General features: G+C 69.7%; 23 protein-coding genes and 1 pseudogene. 13 read left to right on the top strand and 11 right to left on the bottom strand.

Translation table 11 applies throughout. The annotated features are described in order from the left end of the window. Positions 1–306: 306 nt before the first annotated feature. The 5 genes from ACZ3H8_RS25635 (at position 307) to ACZ3H8_RS25615 (ending at position 6,590) form a co-directional block, all read left to right on the top strand. Positions 307–2,151: a MarR family transcriptional regulator gene (locus ACZ3H8_RS25635; RefSeq protein ID WP_467405627.1), complete on the top strand. Its 1,845-nt coding sequence runs from the start codon at positions 307–309 to the stop codon at positions 2,149–2,151. An 89-nt stretch (positions 2,152–2,240) separates the two neighbouring features. Then, positions 2,241–3,101 (top strand): bifunctional DNA primase/polymerase, encoded by an 861-nt coding sequence (locus ACZ3H8_RS25630; protein ID WP_467405625.1) that lies wholly within the window; start codon positions 2,241–2,243, stop codon positions 3,099–3,101. 2 nt (positions 3,102–3,103) lie between these two features. Then, the gene (locus tag ACZ3H8_RS25625) at positions 3,104–4,579 is read left to right on the top strand and encodes an ATP-binding protein (RefSeq protein ID WP_467405622.1); all 1,476 of its coding nucleotides are present in this window, start codon (positions 3,104–3,106) and stop codon (positions 4,577–4,579) included. A gap of 455 nt (positions 4,580–5,034) precedes the next feature. Further along, positions 5,035–5,280, top strand: a complete 246-nt coding sequence (locus ACZ3H8_RS25620) for a helix-turn-helix transcriptional regulator (protein WP_467405620.1) — start codon at positions 5,035–5,037, stop codon at positions 5,278–5,280. Between the two features lie 74 nt (positions 5,281–5,354). After that, complete coding sequence (locus tag ACZ3H8_RS25615; protein WP_467405617.1) at positions 5,355–6,590, top strand: tyrosine-type recombinase/integrase; 1,236 nt, start codon at positions 5,355–5,357, stop codon at positions 6,588–6,590. 78 nt (positions 6,591–6,668) lie between these two features. On the opposite strand, the gene ACZ3H8_RS25610 is transcribed toward ACZ3H8_RS25615, so the two are convergent. Continuing rightward, a complete protein-coding gene (locus tag ACZ3H8_RS25610; protein ID WP_467405614.1) occupies positions 6,669–7,430 on the bottom strand; it encodes a phosphoglyceromutase in 762 nt (253 codons plus the stop codon). Between the two features lie 122 nt (positions 7,431–7,552). On the opposite strand from ACZ3H8_RS25610, the gene ACZ3H8_RS25605 reads away from it, so the two are divergent. After that, the gene (locus ACZ3H8_RS25605; RefSeq protein WP_467405611.1) at positions 7,553–8,875 is read left to right on the top strand and encodes an MDR family MFS transporter; all 1,323 of its coding nucleotides are present in this window, start codon (positions 7,553–7,555) and stop codon (positions 8,873–8,875) included. Between the two features lie 36 nt (positions 8,876–8,911). Here ACZ3H8_RS25605 and ACZ3H8_RS25600 read toward each other — a convergent pair whose 3' ends face one another. From ACZ3H8_RS25600 to mshA, 3 genes are all read right to left on the bottom strand, one after another. After that, positions 8,912–10,606, bottom strand: a complete 1,695-nt coding sequence (locus tag ACZ3H8_RS25600; protein ID WP_467405608.1) for a glycosyl hydrolase family 28-related protein — start codon at positions 10,604–10,606, stop codon at positions 8,912–8,914. Between the two features lie 138 nt (positions 10,607–10,744). Beyond that, positions 10,745–11,260 (bottom strand): type III secretion system chaperone family protein, encoded by a 516-nt coding sequence (locus ACZ3H8_RS25595; protein ID WP_307662613.1) that lies wholly within the window; start codon positions 11,258–11,260, stop codon positions 10,745–10,747. Next, positions 11,253–12,593, bottom strand: coding sequence for a D-inositol-3-phosphate glycosyltransferase (gene mshA, locus ACZ3H8_RS25590; protein ID WP_467405605.1), 1,341 nt, complete (start codon positions 12,591–12,593; stop codon positions 11,253–11,255). The genes ACZ3H8_RS25595 and mshA overlap by 8 nt, the downstream gene beginning before the upstream one ends. Positions 12,594–12,749: 156 nt before the next feature. On the opposite strand from mshA, the gene ACZ3H8_RS25585 reads away from it, so the two are divergent. The 3 genes from ACZ3H8_RS25585 (at position 12,750) to ACZ3H8_RS25575 (ending at position 16,271) form a co-directional block, all read left to right on the top strand. After that, positions 12,750–13,532: a class I SAM-dependent methyltransferase gene (locus ACZ3H8_RS25585; protein ID WP_467405603.1), complete on the top strand. Its 783-nt coding sequence runs from the start codon at positions 12,750–12,752 to the stop codon at positions 13,530–13,532. 207 nt (positions 13,533–13,739) lie between these two features. Next, a complete protein-coding gene (locus ACZ3H8_RS25580; RefSeq protein ID WP_467405600.1) occupies positions 13,740–14,798 on the top strand; it encodes a C40 family peptidase in 1,059 nt (352 codons plus the stop codon). Between the two features lie 234 nt (positions 14,799–15,032). Then, positions 15,033–16,271: a PP2C family protein-serine/threonine phosphatase gene (locus ACZ3H8_RS25575; RefSeq protein WP_467405597.1), complete on the top strand. Its 1,239-nt coding sequence runs from the start codon at positions 15,033–15,035 to the stop codon at positions 16,269–16,271. Between the two features lie 57 nt (positions 16,272–16,328). On the opposite strand, the gene ACZ3H8_RS25570 is transcribed toward ACZ3H8_RS25575, so the two are convergent. From ACZ3H8_RS25570 to ACZ3H8_RS25560, 3 genes are all read right to left on the bottom strand, one after another. Next, entirely contained in the window at positions 16,329–16,667 is a 339-nt protein-coding gene (locus ACZ3H8_RS25570; protein WP_398987188.1) for a DUF2516 family protein, read from the bottom strand. Between the two features lie 257 nt (positions 16,668–16,924). Next, the gene (locus ACZ3H8_RS25565) at positions 16,925–17,530 is read right to left on the bottom strand and encodes a hypothetical protein (protein WP_467405595.1); all 606 of its coding nucleotides are present in this window, start codon (positions 17,528–17,530) and stop codon (positions 16,925–16,927) included. 32 nt (positions 17,531–17,562) lie between these two features. Further along, positions 17,563–18,000: a helix-turn-helix domain-containing protein gene (locus ACZ3H8_RS25560; RefSeq protein WP_307662606.1), complete on the bottom strand. Its 438-nt coding sequence runs from the start codon at positions 17,998–18,000 to the stop codon at positions 17,563–17,565. A gap of 72 nt (positions 18,001–18,072) precedes the next feature. Here ACZ3H8_RS25560 and ACZ3H8_RS25555 point away from each other — a divergent pair. After that, a pseudogene (locus ACZ3H8_RS25555) lies at positions 18,073–18,216 on the top strand (GNAT family N-acetyltransferase); the annotation flags it as partial. A gap of 60 nt (positions 18,217–18,276) precedes the next feature. Here the strand turns inward: ACZ3H8_RS25555 and ACZ3H8_RS25550 are convergent. Together ACZ3H8_RS25550 and ACZ3H8_RS25545 are read right to left on the bottom strand one after the other, a co-directional pair. Further along, the gene (locus ACZ3H8_RS25550) at positions 18,277–19,686 is read right to left on the bottom strand and encodes an alpha/beta hydrolase family protein (protein WP_467405592.1); all 1,410 of its coding nucleotides are present in this window, start codon (positions 19,684–19,686) and stop codon (positions 18,277–18,279) included. Positions 19,687–19,844: 158 nt separating this feature from the next. After that, positions 19,845–20,495 carry a TMEM175 family protein gene (locus ACZ3H8_RS25545; protein ID WP_467405589.1) on the bottom strand — a complete coding sequence of 217 codons (651 nt, stop codon included), beginning with the start codon at positions 20,493–20,495 and terminating at the stop codon, positions 19,845–19,847. 218 nt (positions 20,496–20,713) lie between these two features. Between ACZ3H8_RS25545 and ACZ3H8_RS25540 the strand changes: the two genes are divergently transcribed. Both ACZ3H8_RS25540 and ACZ3H8_RS25535 read left to right on the top strand, forming a co-directional pair. Further along, positions 20,714–21,310 carry a dihydrofolate reductase family protein gene (locus tag ACZ3H8_RS25540; RefSeq protein ID WP_467405587.1) on the top strand — a complete coding sequence of 199 codons (597 nt, stop codon included), beginning with the start codon at positions 20,714–20,716 and terminating at the stop codon, positions 21,308–21,310. 126 nt (positions 21,311–21,436) lie between these two features. Continuing rightward, positions 21,437–21,793 (top strand): YciI family protein, encoded by a 357-nt coding sequence (locus tag ACZ3H8_RS25535; protein ID WP_467405584.1) that lies wholly within the window; start codon positions 21,437–21,439, stop codon positions 21,791–21,793. Here ACZ3H8_RS25535 and ACZ3H8_RS25530 read toward each other — a convergent pair whose 3' ends face one another. After that, on the bottom strand, positions 21,794–21,955 hold the full coding sequence (locus tag ACZ3H8_RS25530) for a hypothetical protein (RefSeq protein WP_467405583.1): 162 nt from the start codon (positions 21,953–21,955) through the stop codon (positions 21,794–21,796). Between the two features lie 31 nt (positions 21,956–21,986). Beyond that, positions 21,987–22,442: a carboxymuconolactone decarboxylase family protein gene (locus ACZ3H8_RS25525; protein ID WP_467405581.1), complete on the bottom strand. Its 456-nt coding sequence runs from the start codon at positions 22,440–22,442 to the stop codon at positions 21,987–21,989. Positions 22,443–22,595: 153 nt separating this feature from the next. Here ACZ3H8_RS25525 and ACZ3H8_RS25520 point away from each other — a divergent pair, with 153 nt between their 5' ends. Then, the gene (locus ACZ3H8_RS25520) at positions 22,596–23,102 is read left to right on the top strand and encodes a DinB family protein (protein ID WP_467405578.1); all 507 of its coding nucleotides are present in this window, start codon (positions 22,596–22,598) and stop codon (positions 23,100–23,102) included. The last annotated feature ends 2 nt before the right edge of the window (positions 23,103–23,104 follow it).

Raw genomic sequence — 23,104 nt, 5'->3', positions numbered from 1 at the left:
GGCGACCCGTACAGCGTCCGACCCCCCTCGCGTGTGGGTTGAGATCCCCCGGGCCGTGAACGGCCGTTCAGTGCCTCGCGAGGGGGTTGCACGGCCGGTTTTTCCGCCGCTCTACGCGCGCGTGCGCGTAGGACCCCCACCCCTCCCCACCGCTCAACTCTGCAACATCGCAGGTCAGATGTGGTTGCAGGGGTTCAACCGGTGCTGTCGACGCAACCGACAGCGCCGCCCCCGGCAACTCGGGCGGGCCGGTGACGCCACGCAACGGCGCACCGGCCCTCATCCACGGTCTTGGAGGACCCTTTCGTGGACTGGAAGCAAGCATGGTCGACCACCACCAACACCACCAACAGCGCGCTGGATTCACTCGCCCCGGTGTGCGTGCCGTTCGCGGCCCGCTGGGACCTTGAGGCAGACCGGCGTAACAAGCTGCGCACCCCGGAACACCTCAAGGCGCTCATGGCCGCGCAGAAGGATCACAACGCCGCGCGGTCCACGCACGCCACCGCCAAGTCGCAGCAACTCACCGCGCGCGCCGCGTCCCGCAATCCGCTGGCGGCCGGTCGCCGCGCCGCTCGTGTCGCGAGCAAGGCAGCCGCACGGCACGAGCGTGACACCCGCGCCAAACTCAAGGCCGCACGGGTGAACTACCCGAGCACCCTCAAGGCCCGCGCGATCCAGGCGCATTCGCTGCACGCCGTGCCCAGCGTGATCACGTCCGCGCTCATGTCCACCTCGCACCTGACCATCTGGCCCACCACCACGTCGGCCGTGCTCATCGGCGCGAACGTGGCAGCCCTCGCGCTCGGGCGGCGCAGGCTGCGCGTGCCGGTGGATGAGTCGCTGTCGCTGGAAGAGCGTCAGCTCATGGAGCGCCTTGACCCGTCGTACTGGGTCGAGCACGCCCCTGATCGTGGCCTGTCCGGCACGGTCACCACGCCCCCGGCCATCGAGCCGGGCGGCATCCGGTGCGAGGTCCGACTTGACGGGACGTGGACGGTCAAGACGCTCGCGGACAAGGCGGACTCGGTCCGTGCGCTGCTCGGTGCCCGCACCGCGCTGCGCATACGGATCACGTCCGCCTCACGGGGCGGGTGGGCCGTTCTGACCCTGGCCACCCGGTCAGCAGCCGCGGGAGTTTCCTCGCTGTGGACTCCGGACCGCATCCCGTCCGATCCGATGATGATGAGCCTGGGTCTGGACACGGAGACCGGTGATGAGGTCCTGGTCCCCTTCGACGAGCGGCTGTTGGTGTCCGGCGCGTCCGGCACCGGCAAGTCCTGGTCGTTCCGTCCGCTCATGGCGACCGCGCACCTGCGCGGTGACCTTCTGCTGATCGACGGCAAGGGCGAAGAGGCCAACATCTGGGAGCCGGTCTGCCGCGTCGCCGTGGAACGGGACGACATCACGGACGCCGTGGACGATGCGCACGCGGAGATGACCCGCCGCAAGGTCGACATGAAAAAGCGCGGCATCAGCGTGTGGGACGGCCGTCAGCTCACCGTCGTCGTGGACGAGGGACAGGTGATCCTGGCCCTGATCACCAAGGACAAGGACCGGCTGCAACGCCTGATCGAACTGTCCTCGCTCGGTCGCTCGCGCGGGGTCGTCCTGTGGTGGGCGACGCAGTACCCGCTGACCGATGGTGGTGCGCCGGGTGTGCACAAGCTGATCGCGCCGAACCTCCTCACGCGGTTCTCGCTTCGGGTGGCCGGTACGACACAGGCCCAGGTGGCGCTGGACGACTGCGCGCACTACGCGCCGCACCAGATCCCGGACGGCCGCGAGTACCGGGGGCACGGATACCTCAAGGGCTACGGGCCGCGCATGCTCCGCACTTGGACCCTTGACGACGCGGGCGTACGCGCGCTGCCCAAGTCGATCTGGACCCCTGCGCAGACCACGAGTGGCCAGGGACCGCGCATGCCGCTGCACCTGGTCAAGGAGACGGCCGCACCGTCCGGGGCGGCGTCCAACCGGGACAAGGTGCTGGCCGCTGTGCAGTCCGGGGCTCGGACCGCCAAGGACGTGGCCGACCGGACCGGCCTCAACAAGGGCACCGTCTCCCGCGAGATCAAGACCCTTACCGCCAGCGGAGCCCTGGACAGGACCGCAGACGGCAGGCTCCTGCCCGGCCAGCAAGCGGCCTGACCACGCACCAAAGCCAAGGGCGGCCCCGTCTCGCCAAAGCCGGGCCGCCCTTGTGATCCAGCACGCCACACGAACTGGAGGACTCCAGCATGACCCAACCCGCCCCCATTGGGGGAGAGCACCTGCACACCGCTCTCTCCCTGGCAGCCTCCGGCCTGCCCGCACTGCCGTTACGAGCCGGGAAGGTGCCGTTCGGCAACTGCCGGGCCTGCACCGACAACGCGTGCGGTGGCCGGCCGAACATGAAGACGCCGGGGCCGTGCGCCTGCCCCGGGCCCTGCCACGCCTGGGCCGCCGCGACCACCGACCCGGACGTCATCAGCTCCGGCCCCTGGCGCCGCGCATGGCTGTACGCGAGCGCGGTCGCATACCACCCGGGCGGAGCTGGGCTCACCGTCGTGGACCTCGACAACGCCGACGCGATCGCGTGGGCCCGCGAGAACCTGCCCGCCACGCAGACCGTCCCCACCACCCGGGGTGAGCACTGGCTCTACCTCGGGGCCATGTCGTCCGCGAACGCGGTCCGCCCCGGGGTGGATATCAAGTCCTCGATGGCCTACGCCCGGTGGCTCGGGTTCGGCAGCGGCACGATGGCCTACCTGCCGGATGCCGTGCTCGCGCTCGCCGTGAGGAAGCCCGCCCCGGCTCGGTCCGCGCCGCAGGCCGTCACGGTGCCCGCACCTTCCGGGGGCGGGGAGTGCCGTCATCGCACGCCCGCGTTCCTGGAGCGCGGCATGGCCATGGCGGAGCAGCGCATCACCGGGGCGAGCGAGGCAGTGCACACGACCGTCTACCGGACGTTCCTGGCCGTGCTCTCCACGCACGGCCGGTGCGGCTGCCTCACCGACGCCCACATCAGCAGGCTGTTCACCGCCGCCCAGGCCAAGGGCGAAACGGCCCGGCACTGCACCGACGCGTGGACCAACGCCCTGACCAGGTTGGGACTGTAGCCATGGCAGACGACGAGAAGACCCCCGCCCGCGAGGTCATCACCGACTACGCCCAAGCGCACTTCCGGTACTTCCGCACCCCCGACGGCACCGTGTACGCACAGAAGAAGGGCCACCCCGTGGCCCGCCCCATCCGCTCCCAGGGCACCACGGGCAGCCACCGCCAGGAACTCATGGTCGGCCTGTTCCGCGACGGGCGCGGCGTGTTCAACGGGACCGCGCTCAAGGAAGCGTTGGACCTGATCGAAGCACTCGCGCTGTCCGAGGACGTCCAGCCGGTCCACATCCGCGTCGCCCCGGGATTCGACAGGGCAACGTGGCTGGACCTGGGCCGCGATGACGGGCAGTCCGTGCGCATCCACCCCACCGGCTGGGACATTGCCATCCCCGACCCGCGCGAGGTGTGCTGGCGACGCACACAGCTCACCGGGGAACTGCCCCTGCCGGCCAAGGACACCAACGGCAAGGGCATCGACCTGCTGCTGCGGCTGTGCAACTTCGCCAACGCGGAGACCGAGTGCCTGGCCATCGCCTGGCTGATCGGCTGCCTCGGCCCGTCCGTTCCCGTCCCCGCACCGTTCCTCACCGGACCGCAAGGTGCGGGCAAGTCCACAGGCGGCCGGATGCTCATCAGGATCGTGGAGGGCATGGGCGGGGACCTGCGGCGGGCCCCGAAGGATGAGGAGAACCTGATCGCTGCGGTGGCTGCCGGGTGGGTCACCGCCCTGGACAACCTCTCCCACATGACCCCGGACCTGTCCGACGCCATGTGCTGCATCGTGACCGGAGCCGAGAGCGTCAAGCGCGCCCTGTTCACCGACGGGGACGTGTTCCGCGTCGGCTACCGGCGTCCCCTGCTCCTGACCGGTATCGACGTGGGCGTCATTCGGCCCGACCTCGCGGAACGGCTCCTGCCTCTGCGTCTGGAGCGGCCCCGCGTCCGGCGCACCGAGGCGGAACTGTGGGCGGACTACGCGGAGGTTCTGCCCGTCATTCTCGGCTCGCTCCTGGACCTCACGGTCAAGGTCCGCGCGGTGGAGGCGGAGACTCCCACTGATCTGCGGATGGCGGACTTCGCGCACCTGTGCGCGCAGCTCGATGCCGCGACCGGGCTTGGGGCGCTCACCGCGTACCGGGCCAGTCTGGACGACCTGAACGACGACGTGATCGAGGGTGACCTCCTCGCGCAGACGGTCCTCAGGCATGCCGACACGATCGCTCCGGGCGCGGCGCAGCGGATGACCTCTACTGAGTGGCTGCACCTCCTTATCGGCCTCTACAGCAGCGACGAGCCGCGTCCCCTGCCCAAGGGCTGGCCGACCACGGGCAAAGTCCTCTCCGACCGGCTCAAGCGCCTCCAACCGACGCTTGCCGCCCGGGGTGTCCTCATCGACTCGGGGCGCACCAGCACGGGCCGCTACCTCGAAATGACCCGCCTGGCCACCCCGCCCCCGCAGGAGCAGAAGCGCATGTTCTGACCCGCGACCGCACGACCGGACAAGCAAGAAGAGCACCACTCGCCAGGCGTGCTCCTCTTGCTGTTCGGCGCAACGCGCCGCCCAAAGGACGCGCCGCGAAGCGGCTCCTTCTTCACGCTGTGAGGCGCCACCACACCACAACAGACACCCCCTCTTTTGTCCTAAGAGGGAAGACGCTGCGTCATCTGCGTCACGCGCGACGCTAAACGGCCCCTGACCTGCGGCGAAAGCCATGACGCAGACGCCGGGCTCTGCGTCATCCTGCGTCATCTGCGTCACCCAATGACGAAGCCCTTGACGCACGCATGACGCACCCCATGACCGCTGCGTCAAGCAAAGCCGCAGGTCAGAAGCTCATGTGTCGCTGATGACGCAATGACGCAGAAATCCGAGCCTCGGACACACGCGGCCGCACGAAGCCTCGAACGCCGACACGACTCCCTGACGAGGACCCCATGAGCCGAACCCGTTCCGCTCAACCCGACCCCCGCGCCACCCTCCGAGGCAGCCTGCCCGATCGGTACCTCACCGCCGACGACATCGCCGAGATCTTCGGCGTCCCCCGAGAAACCGTCTACCAGTGGCGCAAGAAGCGCACCGGCCCTCCCGGCTTCCGCGTCGGCAAGCACGTCCGTTACGACCCGAGCGAAGTCGGTGTCTACGTCGCGCAGCTCAAGAACGCCGACCGTACGTCGGTCTGAAACAACCTGACACGCACGCAGGGCTGGCCGGCACGGCCAGCCCTGCTCTATGTCGAGAAGGGACTCCGCCGAAGATGGCTGGGAGCATCCAAGACCGCTGGTTCAAAACCATCACAGATGACGACGGTAAGACCGCCCGCGTCAAGACCGACCGCCACGGCAAGGGCATGCGCTACCGGGCCCGCTACTTCACGCCCGACGGACAGCGGAAGGCCAAGTCCTTCCCCGACGGACAGAAGAGGCTCGCTGAGCAGTGGCTGAGCAGCATCACGGCGGACGTCGCTCGTGGCGACTTCATCGACCCGAACGCGTCCCGCATCACGTTCCAAGAGTTCGCTGAGAAGTGGCTCGCGAGCCAGAGCGGCGACCCGAACACCCGCGCCTCGATGGACTCTCAGCTCAGGCTGCATGCCTTCCCGCGCATCGGGGGACGTCAGCTCGGAGGGTTCCAGCCCACCCACATCCGCGAGCTCGTGACCCAGCTCGAAGCATCCGGCATGTCCGGCGCGTACGCCCGCGTCATCTTCTCCAACGTCCGCGCCGTGCTCTCCGCCGCCGTAGAGGACGGTTGCCTACGCCGGAACCCCTGCCACTCACGCACAGTGACGCTGCCCGCGATGGGCGCGCGCCGTGTCGTCCCGTGGGAGCCTGAGCGCGTATTCGCCATGCGCACGGCCATGGTCGAGCGCTTCCGGCCCATGGTCGACGTGGGCGCCGGATGCGGCCTGCGGCAAGGTGGGATTCTCGGCCTGTGCGTGGAGGACATCGACTTCGAGAGCGGCACCCTGCACGTGGTGCAGCAACTCAAGCTAAGCCTGAGCAAGGCCGTGTTCGCGCCCCCGAAGGGGGGCAAGCTCCGTGACGTGCCGCTGCCTGATCCCGTCGCGGAGGCTCTACAGGAACACATGAAGCGCTTCCCGCCGGTCGAGATCGAACTTCCGTGGATGCGGGCGAACGGCCAGCCCGTGACCAGGCGGCTCATCTTCAGCGGGCCCAACGGCGGGCACGTCTGGCGTACCTCGCTCAATGAGGACCACTGGAAACCCGCGCTCGCCAAGGTGGGTGTCATCCCCAAGGCCAAGAGCCGCGAGCACGCCGCCGCCCGCGAGCACGGCATGCACGCGCTTCGGCACTTCTACGCGTCCGTGCTCCTGGACGCCGGAGAGAGCATCAAGGCCCTTGCCGAGTACCTCGGACACTCCGACCCGGGCCTGACGCTCAAGGTGTACGCGCATCTCATGCCGAGCAGTAGGGACCGGGCTCGGAAGGCGCTCGGGCGTGCCCTCCGGCCGCAGGACCCGGAGGGCTGAGGGCCCAGAGTGGTCCCAGGCCGTGAAAATGCCCCTGAGTCGCGCCGTATGCGCAGCTCAGGGGCATGATCACCATTCCTACTTCTTCTTGCCCTGGTTCTTGACCGCCTCGATCGCCGCCGCCGCGGCGTCCGGGTCGAGGTAGGTGCCACCCGGCTTGAGCGGGTTGAAGTCCCCGTCGAGCTCGTAGACCAGCGGGATGCCGGTGGGAATGTTCAGGCCCGTGATGTCGGCGTCCGAGATGCCGTCGAGGTGCTTGACCAGTCCGCGCAGGCTGTTGCCGTGGGCGGCGACCAGAACCGTGCGGCCGGTCAGCAGGTCCGGGACGATGCCGTCGTACCAGTACGGCAGCATCCGCTCGACTACGTCCTTGAGGCACTCGGTGCGCGGGCGCAGCTCGCTCGGGATCGTCGTGTAGCGCGGGTCGTCGCTCTGCGAGAACTCCGTGCCGTCCTCGAGGGCCGGCGGCGGGGTGTCGTACGAACGGCGCCACAGCATGAACTGCTCCTCGCCGAACTCGGCCAGGGTCTGCGCCTTGTCCTTGCCCTGCAGCGCGCCGTAGTGACGCTCGTTCAGTCGCCAGGAGCGGTGGACCGGGATCCAGTGGCGGTCCGCGGCCTCCAGCGCCAGCTGCGCCGTGCGGATGGCGCGCTTCTGCAGTGAGGTGTGCAGTACGTCGGGGAGCAGACCGGCGTCCTTCAGCAGCTCACCGCCGCGGACTGCCTCCTTCTCGCCCTTCTCCGTCAGGTTGACGTCCACCCAGCCGGTGAACAGATTCTTCGCGTTCCATTCGCTCTCGCCGTGGCGGAGGAGGATCAGCTTGTACGGTGCGTCGGCCATGTGTCCGAGCCTAATAGACGCCGCCGAGGGTTGACGGCCCGCGTCAATTGGCTGGCGGCCGGGGCCCGGCGTATGTAACTTGCGGATGCGCACTAAGCCACTTACACCCGGGGGGAATCCGTATGTCAGTCGCCGGTCTGAGGCGTGCCGCGCGAGAGAGCGTCTCGGGGCTCCCCCGTGAGTTCTGGTGGCTGTGGACGAGCACTCTGGTCAACCGACTTGGGGCTTTTGTCGCCACGTTTATGGTGCTCTATCTGACTTTGGACCGGGGCTATTCGGCCTCGTACGCGGGGCTGGTCGTCGCCCTCCACGGGCTCGGCGGCGTCGTCTCCTCCCTCGGCGCGGGCGTCATGGCCGACCGGCTCGGGCGGCGGCCGACCCTCCTGATCTCGCAGAGTTCGACAGCCGTCTCGGTGGCCGTACTCGGCTTCATGCAGGACCCCGCCGCCATCGCCGCCGTTGCCTTTGTGGTGGGCATGGCGAGCAACGCCTCCCGGCCCGCCGTGCAGGCGATGATGGCCGACATCGTCAGGCCCGAGGACCGGGTGCGGGCCTTCTCGCTCAACTACTGGGCGATCAACCTGGGGTTCGCCGTCTCGTCGGCCGCCGCGGGCTTCATCGCCGAGTACAGCTACCTCGCAGGCTTCCTGGGCGAGGCCGCCATGACGCTGATCTGCGCGGTCGTCGTCTTCGTCAAGCTTCCGGAGTCGCGGCCCGAGCGGGCGAAGGCGACGGCGGCGGGGCCCGCGGCGCCGGAGATCAGCCTGGGGACCGTGCTGCGCGACGGGCGGTTCATGAGCGTCGTCGGGCTTTCGTTCCTCATCGCGCTGATCTTTATGCAGGGGCCTGTCGGACTGCCGCTGGCAATGGGCGCGGACGGCTTCTCCAGCTCGGACTTCGGCATGGCGATCGCCGTCAACGGCGTGCTGATCGTCGCCCTGCAGATCCCGGTCACCCGCCTCATCGAGCACCGCGATCCGCGCCGGCTGCTGATCATCTCCTCGCTGCTTGCGGGCTACGGCTTCGGGCTCACCGCCTTCGCCGGGTCGATCGCCGTGTACGCGCTCACCGTCTGCGTCTGGACGCTGGCCGAGATCGTCAACGCGCCCACCCAGACGGGACTTGTGGTGCGGCTGTCGCCGGTGCACGCCCGCGGCCGCTACCAGGGCATGCACACCATGTCCTGGTCGGTGGCGGCGCTGGTCGCCCCGCTGCTGGCCGGCTTTGTCATCGACCGGTTCGGCGCGGAGTGGCTGTGGGGCGTGTGCGCGGTGCTGGGGACGGTGGCCGGGCTCGGGTACTGGCTGCTGATGCGCGGGCTGCCTGCGGAGGACGAGTACGCGAAGGACGAGGAAGCGGAAGACGAGGATGTGGCGGCCAAGGACGTGGCGGCCGAGGACAAGCCGGTGCGGGACACGGTCACTCCGCCTGCTGCCGTTCAGTAGGCGCCGCCTCCTGCTGCACCCGCGCCCGGCGATCGCTCAGGTGCGCAGCGCCCGCTGGGCCTCGTACAGATTGCGGGGGCGTACGGCGCCGGGTGCGCCGTACGCCTCCAGGCGGGAGTTGAGGCTCCCCTTGAAGTCGGGGACGTCGATCTGGTCGAACTCGCGGACCGTGGAAATGGCCACGGTCGCGCTGTACGGGGCGATCTCGTCGATCTTGATCAGTCCGGCGCGCTCATTGGCGACCGTCACATTCCAGTGGGTGAAGCGAGCGCCATAGAGGGGGCCGGCGGAGGCGTCGCCGCCGTGGCGGCCGTTGTTGTCCACGGTGATCTCGGTGCGGACGTTGGCGAACGGCATCCCTCGGTGGGTGTCGAAGGTGCCCATCTCCATCCGGCCGCGCGACCAGACGTTGTAGCTGGACAGGCCTTCCACATTGATGCCGTGGAGCTGTGTGTTCGCGGGCGCCGCGACGGTGCGCTGCGCGATGGTGAAGTCCTCGATGAGGTTGTCGTGCGAGCCCTCGCGGCAGAAGTACGGGTGGTGCGAGCCGCGGCCCTCGACGCGGGTGCGGCGCAGCGTGCAGGCGGAGGCCGCGACCAGGCCGAAGCCGTTGTCGACGTGGCGGACGGTGATGTCGTCGGCCCAGCAGTCGTACGCGCACTGGAAGGTGACGCCGTTGTACCCCTTGTCGAGGAGGTGCTGGGACTGCGGGGTCTCGACGGCTTCCAGAGTGAGCCCTTCGACGCCGGAGCCGGTGAGCGGGGTGACGAGGGTGGTGATTCTCGGGTCCCATTCGGGGCGTACGTCGAGCGGCAGCGGCCGCTCGAAGGTGACCGTGTTCCGCTTGACGGCCCTGATGCGGACGGGCCATTCGTAGGGGACGTACGAGGTCAGCTTGGTCTTGTCGTCCCAGACGTACGCCTCGGGGCCCGCGCCGCCGCCCGCCATGTGCTCGAGCAGGGTGTGGCCGGCGTCGTCGGCGAGGCGGAGCAGGACGAGCTGTCCGCGGCGGAGCCGGGAGGCGTCGGGGACGGTGACGGACCAGTCGCCGCGGCTCGCGGGCCGGACGGTGGCGAGGGTGCGCCACTCGTCGCGCTTGTTGCCGGTCCAGCCCTCGAAGGGCCAGGCCTTGGCCTTGATGGCGTCGGTGAGGCTGTTCCAACGCGCTTGCGGGCAGAGCCAGATGAGGCCGCCGGCCCAGGACCAGGAGGACTTGTCGCCGCCGTAGCGGCTGCCGTACGGGCCGATGAGCTCGGTGAGATTCTTTGTGGCGTATAGCGTGGTGCGGGCGCTGCCCGCGCCACGGAGGACGACGTTGCTGTGGCCGATGCGGATGACGTCGTCGATGCGGTAGGTGCCGGCGGGTATGTGGACCGTGCCGCCGCCGCGTTCGCCAACAGCGGCGACGGCACGGTTGATCGCGGGGGCGGCGTCGGCGGAACCGTCCGGTTTCGCCCCGTACGCAAGGATGTTGGCGACGACGGGCCGACGGGGGAAGTTCTTGGCACCGCCTCGCTGTCCGGCCTGTCCCACGTACGGGATCTGGGGGTGGTTGTAGGGCGCGCGGCGGAACTCTGTCCACAGGGGGGAGGTGGCTTTCCTCTCACCGGCGACCGCGGTTCCGACGCCCGTGATGCCGCCCGTGATCCCGCCCGCGACGCAGGCCGCCGCGACGGCTGTGGCACTGCCGAGCAGACTCCGTCTGCTGATGGCGCGTTGACCGGTCTCCATGAGCCTCTCCATGAGTCCGCCTTCCATGGATGTGAACTACGTTCAGGTGTGCGTCGGCGGTGAGCATGCCACGCGCCCGCGGCGCACGGAAGGGGTCGTGCAGCGGGGAACGGTAAGGCAACCGGGTCTGGATCCGGCTCAGTTGGCCGGGCGCTGAGTCAGATGTGTGAACGCGTCAAGGTTCCGCGTCGACTCGCCCCGCGACACCCGCCACGCGTACTCCTTGCGGATCGCGCTCGCGAAGCCCAGCTCCAGCAGTGTGTTGAAGGAGCCGTCCGCCGCTTCAAGGACCGTGCCCAGCAGGCGGTCCAGCTCCTCCGGGGTGACGACGGACAGCGGGAGCCTGCCGACCAGGTAGATGTCGCCGAGCCGGTCGATCGCGTAACTCACCCCGTACAGGCGGAGGTTGCGCTCGAGCAGCCAGCGGTGGACCGCCGCGTCGTTCTCGTCCGGGTGGCGGATCACAAAGGCGTTGATGGACAGCGAGTGCTTGCCGACAAGCAGCGAGCAGGTCGTCGACAGCTTGCGGGTGCCGGGGAGTTTGACCACGTACGAGCCGGGTTCCGGGCTCTCCCAGTCGAGCTCTGCGTCCTTGAGGGTGCGCTCGATGACCTGCGCGGCCTGCTGTACCGCGGCCTGCTGTACGTCAGCCATGGTGCGAGCGTACCCGTCGGCGGTGTTCGGACATCGCCGCCGTGTAGACGTCCGCCGTCGCCGATGCCGCCGTGTCCCAGCCGAAGGACTCGGCGTGCCGGGCGGCCGCCGCGCCCATGCGGGCGGCGCGGGCCGGGTCGGCGAGGAAGCGGTGCAGGGCGGCCGCGTAGTCCGCCGGGTTGTGGCCCTGGACCAGGATGCCGGTCAGCTCGTCGCGTACCGCCACCGGAAGGCCTCCGACGGCGGCCGCCACCACGGGTGTGCCGGTCGCCTGCGCCTCGATCGCCACCAGGCCGAAGGATTCGCTGTACGAGGGCATGACCAGCGTGGACGCGGCCCGGAACCAGTCGGCGAGCTGGTCCTGGCCGACCGGCGGCTTGAAATGGACGAGGTCCGCGATGCCGAGGTGGGCGGCCAGTTTCTGCAGGCCCTCCGGCTTGGCGAGGCCGCTGCCGCTCGGGCCGCCGACGATCGGCACGTAGAGCCGCGAGCGCAGCGAGGGGTCCTGCTCCAGCAGCAGCGCGACCGCGCGGAGCAGGATGTCGGGGGCCTTCAGGGGCTGGATGCGGCCCGCGAAGAGGGGCACGAAGGCGTCCTGGGGCACGCCGAGCCGGGCCCGCGCGGCGGCGCGCCCGTCAGCCGGACGGAAGCGGTCCAGGTTCACGCCGGGGTGCACGACGGCGACCTTCGCCGGGTCGGCGTCGTAGAAGCGGACGAGCTCGTCGGCCTCCTCCGCGGTATTCGCGATCAGCCGGTCCGCGGCGCTGACGATCTGCGTCTCGCCGATGACGCGGGACGCCGGCTCCGGTGTGTCGCCCTCGGCGAGCGCGGCGTTCTTGACCTTGGCCATGGTGTGCATGGCGTGCACGAGCGGGACGCCCCACCGCTCGGCCGCGAGCCAGCCGACATGGCCGGAGAGCCAGTAGTGGGAGTGGACCAGGTCGTAGTGGCCGGGGCGGTGGCCCGCCCACGCCTGCATCACGCCGTGTGTGAAGGCGCACAGCTGGGCGGGGAGGTCCTCCTTGGCGAGGCCTTCGTAGGGCCCGGCGTCGACATGGCGTACGAGTACGCCGGGAGCCAGCTCCACGACCGGCGGCAGCCCGCCCGCGGTCGCCCGCGTGAAGATCTCGACCTCGATGTTGATGGCGGCCAGGCGCTTGGCGAGTTCGACGATGTAGACGTTCATGCCGCCCGCGTCGCCCGTCCCCGGCTGGTGCAGCGGGGAGGTGTGGACGCTGAGCATGGCGATCCGGCGCGGCTTGCGATGGCCACCGGGGAACCTGATGCGCGGAGCCACGAGACCGCTGCCGAGGCGGGAGACGTACTGGCTCACGTCGAAGGTCCTCCTCGTTCCGGGCACGGCAAGCTGCGGAAGCAGCCCCTCCACCAGCTGACAACAGCGGACTCCGCCCTTCCATTTCCCGCCCTCTCCCGCTTTGCCAAATCATTACCTTCGGGCCGCCGTGTCGCGAACGCATACCCTCGCTCCATGACCCGCCCCGTAGGCACCGCGACCCGCGGGACGACCAACCCCAACCGGCTGCGCCGCATGGACCGCTGGATCGCGGCCACCCACGGCCCCGCACTGCGCCGCAGCGAGGCGCCCATCGCCGTCGATCTCGGCTACGGCGCCGCCCCCTGGACCGCCCTGGAACTGCTCCAGCGGCTGCGCACCGCCGACCCCCGCTGCGAGGTCGTCGGCATCGAGATCGACCCGGCGCGAGTTGCGGCAGCGAAGCCGTACGAGCGCGAGGGGCTCAGCTTCCGGCACGGCGGCTTCGAGGTCCCCCTCCCGGCGCGGCCGACGCTGATCCGGGCCGCCAATGTGCTGCGGCAGTACGAAGAGGGCGAGGTCGCCGCCGTCTGGGCGCGGCTCTGCGCGCGCCTCGCACCCGGCGGGCTGCTGGTCGAGGGCACGTGCGACGAGATCGGGCGGCGGCACGTCTGGGTGGCGCTCGGCCCACAGGGGCCGCGGACGGTCACCTTCGCGACCCGGCTCGGTTCGCTGGAGCGACCGTCCGACCTGGCGGAACGCCTCCCCAAGGCGCTGATCCACCGCAATGTGCCGGGCGAGCCGGTGCACGCCTTCCTGCGGGACTTCGACCGGGCGTGGGCGGCGGCGGCTCCGTACGCCTCGCTGGGCGCCCGGCAGCGCTGGATCAAGGCCGTGGGGGACCTGGCGGGCGACTGGCCGCTGACGGACGGCCGACGGCGGTGGCGGCAGGGGGAAGTCACAGTGAACTGGGCCGCGCTCGCGCCCAATTCTGTCTGAACAGGCGCGAACGGGGGAACGCAGAGGGCGCGTTGTTCGTCCCTGACGGGTGGGATTGATCGGCCGATCGGCAGCGATCTGCCGGGAGACCCTGTCACTTTTGCGGACGTCGTGGCACCATCTCGACGTCATCCGTAAGTTACTGACGGTAAATCATATTTAGGTGTTCTGGCGCTCGTACGGAGTCCGGAGACCGGAGGGGAAGTCGTGAACCGACGCCGCTGTGCCACTGCCGCGATCACTTTGGTCTGCGCACTGACTGTGCTGGCGTCACCCGGCCAGGCGTTCGCGGCTCCCGAGCCGCCGCCGGCAGCCGGCCCGGGCGCGCCGAAGAAGTCGCTGGAAGAGGTACGCCTGGAGCTCGACGGCCTCTACCGCAAGGCGTCGTCCGCGACCGACGCGTACAACCTCGCCGAGGAGCAGGCCGACAAGCAGTCGGCCGAGATCGTCAAGCTGGCGCAGGAAATCGTGAAGGGCCAGGCCCGTATCGAGGAGTTGAAGAACCGCGCCGGCGCCGCCGCCCGCGCCCAGTACCGCGACGGCGGACTGCCGCCAGAGGCGCAGTTGGTGCTGACCGACGACCCGCAGCTCTTCCTCGACGGGGCCGGCAGGATCCAGCAGGGGCAGAAGGCGACCAAGGACCTCCTGGGCGAACTGACCAGGACGCAGGCCGACTTGGCGTCGTACACCAAGGACGCGAGCGCCCACTGGCAGAAGCTGGAAGCCAACCGCGTCAAGCAGGCCAAGGCCAAGAAGGAGATCAACGACCGGATCGCCGCGGCCAAGAAGATAGAGGACCGGCTGGAGAAGGAGGAGCGCAAGTGGCTGCTCCAGCTGGAGCAGCAGGCGCAGTACAAGGCGCAGACGGCCTGGTTGAGTTCCGGCGCACTCAAGGACGTCAACAGCAAGTCGAGCGCGCAGGGCAAGAAGGCGATCCGGTTCGCGACGGCGCAGATCGGCAAGCCGTATGTGTGGGGCGCGGAGGGCCCGGGGTCGTACGACTGCTCGGGGCTCACGTCACAGGCATGGGCGGCCGCGGGGCGCGGCATCCCGCGCACCTCGCAGGAGCAGTGGCGGCTGCTTCCCCGGATCGCCATCAAGGACATGCGGCCGGGCGACTTGATCATCTACTGGGCGGACGCCAGCCATGTAGGGATGTACATCGGCGACGGCGCAATCGTGCACGCCCCGCGGCCGGGGCGGAATGTGACGATTGCGGGCGCGGGCTCGATGACGATTCTCGGAGTCGTACGCCCCGACAAGTGACGCATATGACCCGCGTGATGTTCGTCATGGCCGCCTTCAGGTGATGTTCGTCATGGCGGTCTTCAGGGACGAAGGGGCAAGTACCGCCCCATGCGCGGCATATGACAGTGACTCTTTGCGGTACGCGTGTCGTACGCCATTCCGCTCCGCTGCCGGTACCGCTAGTGTCCTCGTCCGGTGGGGCGTCGAACGTCGCTCGACCGCCCTCGGGGGGAGGGAAGGAAGACCAGTCAGATGCCCGTACCTGTACCGCGACAGAGGAGCGCCTCCGTCGCGGCCCCCGCCCATGGGAGCACCAATGGCGGCGACCTCACCCTCCTGGTGATCGAGGACGACCCGGCGGGCACCTTCACCGTCCCCGAGCTGCTCGACGCGGCCGGGACCCGGGTCCGTATCCGCACCGCCCGCAACCTCACCGAGGCGGAGCGGCTGCTCACGGACGACGTCCACTGCATCCTCGTCGACCTGGCGCTGCCCGGCGCCGGCGAGGACGAGCTCGCTCCGCTCAAACACGTGCTGCGGCTCGCGCCGCGCCACGCGGTCCTCGCCCTGACCACATCGGGGGACGCCGAGCGCGCCGCGGAAGCGGTACGTGTGGGTGCCCAGGACCATCTGTTCCGCGACGAACTCGACGGACGGCTGCTGAGCCGCGCCATCCGCTACGCCGTCGAGCGCAAGCGCGCCGATGTGACCCAGGTCAAACTCGCCGAGTCCCGGATGCGCGCCCAGGAGAACGCCCGCCTGGAGCGCGGACTGCTGCCCACCCCGCTGCTCGAGGGCTCGAACCTGCGGTTCGCGGCGCGCTACCGGCCGGGCCGCTCGCGGGCGCTGCTCGGCGGCGACTTCTACGACACGGTCCGCACCGCGGACGGCACGGTCCACGCGATGATCGGCGACGTCTGCGGGCACGGCCCGGACGAGGCGGCGCTCGGCGTCGAGCTGCGCATCGCCTGGCGGGCCCTGACGTTCGCGGGCCTGTGCGGGGACGAGCTGCTCTCCACGCTCCAGCAGGTCCTGGAGCACGAGCGGGAGAACGAGGAGATCTTCGCGACGCTCTGCACGGTCGACATCGCGCCGGACGGCCGACGGGCGGGCCTGTGCCTGGCGGGCCATCCCGCGCCGCTGATCGCCCGGCAGGGGCGCGCGGCGCAGCTGCTCCCGTACGACGACGGCGGCCCGGCGCTCGGCCTGCTGCCGCGTGCCCGCTGGCCGCGCCGCCAGGTGGAGCTGGGCGGCGCCTGGAGCCTGATGATGTACACGGACGGGCTGATCGAGGGCCGTCTGGGGCCGGGCGCGAAGCAGCGGCTCGGCCAGGACGGGATGGTCGAGATGATCAACCGGCAGCTGGCGGCGGGGCTGGACGGCGAGGCGCTGCTGGAGTCGGCGGTCGCGGAGGTGCGCGAGCTGAACGGCGGGGAGCTGACGGACGACGTGGCCGTGCTGCTGCTCAGCAGAAACGGTTCGCGGAGCTAGCGCGCCCGGGCCTGGGGGCCTGGGCCTGGGGGCCTGAGCCTCGGCGCCTCGGCCTGGCTACCGGCCGCCGTTGTACGGACCGTACGGACCGTCGCTGCTGGAACCGCCGCCCTTGCGGCCGCCGCCGGAGACCTGCTTGAGGGCGGGCCGTACGTCCACGAAGAAGACGATCGTGGCGATCAGCCCGGCGATCGACAGGAACAGCACGGAGACGAACAGGTTCAACGCGACCGTGACGCCCAGGATGATCAGCCAGAAGGACTTCTTCTGCTTGTCGGCGGCGCGGTAGGCGTCTTCGCGGGCCAGGGCAGCCATGACGAGAGCGGTCACGGAGGAGACGAGGAAGACCAGGTCGAGGATCAGCCAGAGACCGAAGTCGAATCCCGCACGCAACATGCTGAGCACCGCCTAAGAAGTGGTTTCGTAGCGCCTCGCGGCCAAGGTACCGGGAGAACGCGCCGGGCACCCCAAAGGTGCCCGGCCCGTCCGCTCGGTACTGCTGGCCTACCCAGACCTGGCCTACCCAGACCTGGCCTGCCCAGACCTGGCGTGCTTGGCGCTGGCCTACTGGCGCTTGGCCTGCTCGCGCTGGGCCTGCTGGCGCTTGGCCTGCTCGCGCTGGGCTGCCAGGCGCTGGGCTGCCGGCGCTTGGCCTACTTGGCCGGCGGGGTGGCCTTCTTCGCCGCGGGCTTGCGCGACGGCGGGGCCTTGCGGGCGGCCGGAGGAGCGGGCTTCTTCGCCTCGGCCTTGGGCTCGGCCTTGGCCTCGGTCTTCGCCTCGACCTTCGGCTCCGCCTTCACCTCGGCCGCGGGCTCGACGGCGACAGCGATCTCGGCGATCTCGTCGGCCGCCTCGCCGCGCCACGCCCGCACGGTCTGCTCGCCGTGCTCGGCGACCTTCTCGTACGCCTCACGGGCCTTGACGGCGTACTCGGCAGCCACGCCGACGCTGCGCAGCGCCAGGTCCTGAGCGCTCTCGCCCAGCTTCTTCAGGTCGGTGTCGAAGGTCTCGAGCACCTCGGTGACCTTGGCCTGAACGGTGGCCTGTGCCTCCTTGGCCTGGATGGTCACCTTCTCCTGGACGGCCTTGGGGTCGGTGTTGCGTACGGCGTCGATACGGCTCGGGGCCTCGGCCTTGAGCTGCTCGATCAGCGCGGGGACCTTCTTCGCCTGCTGAACGGCGAGGTCGGCCGTGCCGGCCGCGAAGTAGAGGGGGGTCGGGTCGGTGAGGGTCTTACGCAGGTCATCGGTGATGGCCATGACTGTGGTCCTCCCGGATCGCAAGTCGGTGTTCAGGCTGAGGGTTTGTCGGCATCACTGCCGTCGGCCGTGCGGGGGCCGTCATCGTCGGCATCCATTCCATGTGCATCCGTGCCGCTCACATCTATGCCGTTTTCCCTGCGGAAGGACTCGTAGATCTGCAGCAGCACTTGCTTCTGCCGCTCGTTGATCGAGGGGTCGGCGAGGATGACGGCGCGCGTCTCCAGCTCGTCCCGCTCCCGCTCGTCGAGAATCCCGGCCCGCACGTACAGCGTCTCGGCGGAGATCCGCAGGGCCTTGGCGACCTGCTGCAGCACTTCCGCGCTCGGCTTGCGCAGCCCGCGCTCGATCTGGCTCAGATACGGATTGGACACCCCGGCGGCGTCGGCGAGCTGCCGGAGCGAGAGCTGCGCGGTGCGCCGCTGCTCGCGCAGGTACTCGCCGAGATTGCCGACGTTGAGTGATGCCATGCCTTGATGGTGCACCAGGCGTGCTAACTATTGCAAGCACATGCTTGCAATAGTGTTCCAAGGCACATGTGACTGAGCACTTCCAGCGGCTACGAGTCCTGCGCCAAGTTCGGCCACTACCGCTTCGATGAGCTCTGCCGCTGCTACGCCAAGCCGCCGGCAGCCGCCGCCACCGAGCCCGCGCCCGCCACCGCCCCTGCGGGCAGGGCGAGGTGACGCCGGATGAGGCCAACCGCAGGGTGGGCCGGCAGGTGGTCCAGGAGGTCGCCGCAGAAGTCAGCTGCCTGACAGCTTCTCCTGCAGCCAGTCGAAGACGACCTCGCAGTGCTGCTGCGGGGCCATCGGGGAGCAGTGCAGCTGCGCGCCGGTGGCCGTGGTGAGCTTCACGTAGTCCTTGGGAGCCGTCAGCTTGTCGAACATCTGGCGCGGCTGGCCGGGATAGAACTGCTCGTAGTCGTAGTCGAGGACCAGCGTGGGCATCTTGATGCGGCCCACGACGTTCGTGATGTCCAGCGACGCGATGAGTTTGGCGGGGGTGTAGAAGTCGGTGAACATTTTGCCCTCGCGGGCGTCGAGCATCGCCGGCACGGAGAAGGGCTCGATGCGCTTCTTCATCGTCGCGGCCGCGGACGGAGGCAGCTCGGGGACGACCTCCTTGTTCCAGATGTTGTTGGTCTCCTCCTTGTCCGGGGTGAGGATCTCCCGGAGCTCCGGAGGAAAGCCCAGCCACGGCGACAGCGTGCCGGGCATCGCCACCAGAGCGGCGATCCTGTTCTCGAAGGCCGCGGCCCGGGGGGCCAGGTCCCCGGCCATGCTCAGCCCGGTCAGGGCGATCTTGTCCGTGTCCACGTCCGAGCGGGCGGCCAGCCAGTCGACGAGCGGCGTGACCACGGTCTCCCAACGCGGCGTGAAGACCACCCGGTCCACGAAGAGCAGCTGCCCCTGGCCGGGCCCGTCGTACACGAGTGCGTTCCAGCCGCGCTCCAGAGCGGCCGAGACGCCGTAGGTCCACATGTCGACGTTCTGTCCGTCGCTGCCATTGGTGAGGATCACGGTGGGGCGCCGCCCGCCGGAGTCGGCCGGCCGGAAGAACCACACAGGCAGCGGGGTCTTCCCGTACGGGACGTTCGCCGTCACCGGTGCCGGGTCGCACAGCTCACAGAACTTGTCCCAGGCGCCGCGCCCGGCCTTGTACAGCTTTTCCTCGCTGCCGGGATCGTCGGAGCCGAGGACGAAGAACAGCGCCTGGCCGTAGTACTGCGCGGCCCGCAGCGCACGGAAGCGTGTGGTCTCCGTCCCGGCCTTGCTGCCCTGGGGCGCCTCCATCAGCTGATCGCCGAGTTTCCTGAAGGTCTCGGTGTACGTCTGCGCGGAGAGACCGGCCTTGTTGATCGCGTTCACGGCGGTGAGCACCTCGCCCACCTCACTGGCGCCGTAACCGGACCCGCCGAGCGCGAGGAGCCCGTTGAAGTTGAAGGCGGGGTCCTTGAAGAGCGTCATCACCCCCGGCGTGGGACCGCCCGCCGAGGCGGGGGCCGACGCCGTGCGACTCGCAGTGGGCGCATTCGCAGGCGCCGCGCCCGACGGGGTGCACCCAGCGGCCAGCATGGCCGCCCCGGCCCCACCGACGAGAAGCGCGGTGCGGCGGGTGGGGTCGGATGCGCGATCACTCGATACGTACGTCATGCCAACCGAACGTACGAGCCGCGCCTCCCGGCCCCTCTCCGCGACACCCACCGCTCCCCCGAACGGCGCTTCACACAGTCCCTGGGTGCCTCAACCGCGCGGAGGCAGGTGTCTTTCCTCGACCCGCCCGGCGCGTCCCACGCCGACCTGACGGAGTTCTACTGGGCGCCGGACCGCTGGGCGGCCGCGCGCAGGCGCTTGCCCCGCCTGCCCGTCACCGACTTGACGGGGATCAGCACCGCCCACCACAGCTTCGCGCCCGTCGGGGAGACGAAGGCGAGCGGCACGGCGACGGCGAAGACCAGCACGGTCGCCGCCAGATCGGCCACATCATTGCGTGCGACGGGATCGGGCAGCGCCGCGCTACCCAGCCACGGGCGCTTCCACAGTGCGACCGCCAGCGCGAGCTGTGTGGCACCCATGGCCGCGACGGCGCCGGAGTAGACGGCCACCGACTGCGACAGGTCCCCGTACTCGGCCAGCAGGGTGGTAGGGAAGGGCATCAGGGCGACCAGCCCCAGGCTCAGCAGCCCGAGCCTGATGACCGTCCCATCCACCTCCCGCACGTACCGGAAGATCTGGTGGTGGCCCCGCCAGAACGCCGCGATGACCAGAAAGCTGAGGGCGTACGCCCACACGTTGGGCATCACATCCCCGAGCGCGTGCTCGAAACCGGCGGGGTCCAGCCCGGCGGGCAGCGTGAGGTCCAGCGCCAGCAGCGTCATCGCGATGGCGAACACGCCGTCCGACAGCGCGAGAAGTCGGGCCGCGCTCCCCTCGTCGTCCCGCACCCGCTGGTGGCCGTTCACAACCCCCCACCCTAGGGTCAAATGACACCTAATCCTCCGATTGATCCCATGCCGACGGCACACTGCCGCCATTGGAGCGGCTGCACGGAGGCGGTCGCTGACGTCCGGAGAGACGGCCCCGGACTCCTGTCTCGGACCCCGGCCGGGCGCGATGATTTTGGCGCGGCGCGACAGTCTCCATCGCCGTACCCCCGGAGCGAGAAAGAGGAGCGAGTCCCATGCGCATCGTGATCAGTGAGTTCATGAGCTTGGACGGCGTCGTGCAGGCGCCGGGCGGACCCGACGAGGACACCGACGGTGGCTTTGCCCACGGCGGCTGGTCGCACCCGTTCTTCGATCCGGAGGTGGTGGGCGGTGCCTTCGACGACGCGTTGACCAAGGCCGATGCGCTGCTGTTCGGGCGCCGCACGTGGCAGTCGATGGCCGCGGCGTGGCCCGAGCGGGCCGGTGACCCGTTCGCCGACCGGATGAACGCCATCCCGAAGTACGTCGTGTCCCAGACGCTGGGCGACAACGAGCTGACGTGGGACAACACCACGCGCATCCCCGGCGACAAGGCCGTCGCCCGCATCCGGGAGCTGCACGAGACCGAAGGCGGCGACCTGTTGGTCATGGGGAGCCCCACCCTCGCGCGCACCCTCCTGAGCGAGGGCCTGGTCGACGAGCTCCGGCTCATGATCGAGCCGGTGATCCTCGGCGGCGGCAAGACGATCTTCCCCAACGACGGTGCGCTACGCACGCTCGAGCTGGTCTCCACCGTCACCAGCGGCACGGGCGTGCACGTGTGCACCTACCGCCCGGTCGCCGAGGAGTAGGCCGGGGCGCCGGGGCCCGGAGAATTCTCAGAAGAATTCCGGGGGAGCTGTCGATCCGGCCGTCTGCCGTTCGACGCATGGGTGAGAGGCGGGGAAAGCCCCCGTCGTCCCGACCGAGGAGTCGCCATGCCGCGTTACCTGACGGTGATCCACATCGAGGAGCAGAACGCCCCCGCCGAGGCCAACGGCCCCGAGTTCGATGAGCGCATGGGCGCACTGTTCGAGGAGATCACCAAGGCCGGGGTCATGCTGGACACGGCCGGGCTCGCCCCGACGTCCGAGGGCACCCGCGTCACCTGGTCGGGCGGCAAGCTCCGCTACACCGACGGGCCCTTCACCGAGAGCAAGGAAGTCATCGGCGGTTACTCCATCATCCAGGCCAAGGACAAGGCCGAGGCTGTGGAGTGGGCCAAGCGGTTCCTGCAGGTCCATCCGGAGCACTGGACCGTCACCGCCGAGGTCCGCGAGATCGCCGAGGGCTGATCAGGCCGGGCTTGCCCCGCCCCCGTACGGCTGAATCCGGCGCAGCAGCCGCGACGTGACCGGCGGCGACAGCGCCGTCTCGCCCGCCGCGGCCGTGCGCAGCGCCTGGAACAGCTCCTCGGGCGGCGAGTCCTTCAGACATGGCGAAGGGCGGCTGGTCACCACGACAGCTCGCGGTGACCGCGCCGCCCGACTACCAGGTCGCGCCCGCGGGCTGCCTCGTCGTGACGTTGAGACGGTTGAAGAAGTTGGTCACGCCGATCATCAGGATGATGGCCGCGAGCTGCTGCTCGTCGTAGTGATCGGCGGCGTCGTCCCAGATCTGGTCCGGTACCGCGTCGGGCCGGTCGGCCAGCCGGGTGGCGGCCTCCGTGAGCGCGAGCGCGGCGCGCTCGGCGTCGTTGAAGAACGGCGCCTCGCGCCAGGCCGCGACCGCATGCAGCCGCTCATCGGTCTCGCCCCCCTTCTTCGCACTGGCCACGCCCCCGACCACGCAGTAGCTGCATCCGTTGATCTGGCTGGCGCGCAGGTGGACCAGCTCGAGCGTCGACTCCGGCACACCGCCCTTCCGCGTCGTCTTCAACAGGTCGAGGATGGTAGGCAGGGCCTCGGGAATGATCGTTGCGGGGTTGTTCATCCGTGCCTGCATGATTGCTCTCCCTCAGGAAGTTCGTCGTCACTACACCGACGGAACGCGACGGGAGAATGTGACAGGCGCCCACAACGACTTGCCGGCGGGGGCAGTTTGCCCGCGCTGTACCGTCCCGGTCACCGTTGCCGTTGCCGTTGAAAGGAATCCGCCGTGACCGTCGAACGCGTAGGCCCGCCCCTGACCGCAGGCGAGCGCGAGACGCTGCGCGCCTTCCTCGACTACCACCGCGCGACGCTCGCCATGAAGACCGAAGGCCTCTCCGACGAGCAACTGCGCCGGCAGTCGATGCCGCCCTCCACGCTCTCCCTGCTCGGTCTGGTGCGGCACATGGCCGAGGTGGAGCGCGCCTGGTTCCGCCGGGTGATCAACGGGGAGGACATCCCGTACGTCTGGTCGGACGAGGGCGACTACCAAGTGGCGTACGACGCGAGCGAGTCCACGCGCGCGGAGGCGTTCGAGGCCTGGCAGACGGAGGTCGAGCACGCCCGCCGGATCGAGGAGCGGGCCGAGTCGCTCGACGTGACCGGCTACCAGGCCAAGTGGGGCGAGGACGTGTCGCTCCGGCTGGTGATGCTGCACCTGATCCACGAGTACGCCCGCCACAACGGCCACGCCGACTTCCTCCGCGAGGGAATCGACGGGACGGTCGGCGCCTGACG

It is taken from the genome of Streptomyces sp. NPDC002868 (genome assembly GCF_055563295.1).
The sequence above is the reverse complement of the archived record's forward strand: the minus strand, read 5'-3'. Positions and strand labels throughout refer to the sequence as shown.